Below are 204 nucleotides of genomic sequence, written 5' to 3'. Positions count from 1 at the left end.
TTTTGCTTGGTAAAATCTATATTTTACTTACTTATCTAGTTTTCAATGTACAATAAAATAAAAATGGTGGGCCTAAGTGGACTCGAACCACCGACCTCACGCTTATCAGGCGTGCGCTCTAACCAGCTGAGCTATAGGCCCTCATCTATTATTTATGTTGAATCCTCAAATTATGAGCATTCAAAACTGAATACAATATGTCAA

General features: G+C 36.3%; 1 tRNA gene. It reads right to left on the bottom strand.

The window, feature by feature from the left end:
- Positions 1-64: 64 nt before the first annotated feature.
- Positions 65-141 (bottom strand) — tRNA-Ile (locus tag CD036_RS10150).
- Between the last annotated feature and the right edge of the window lie 63 nt (positions 142-204).

Origin of the sequence: Staphylococcus arlettae, from assembly GCF_002902345.1 — a bacterium.
Classification (GTDB): Bacteria; Bacillota; Bacilli; order Staphylococcales; family Staphylococcaceae; genus Staphylococcus; species Staphylococcus arlettae.
This window is presented reverse-complemented; position numbering and strand designations above follow the sequence as displayed.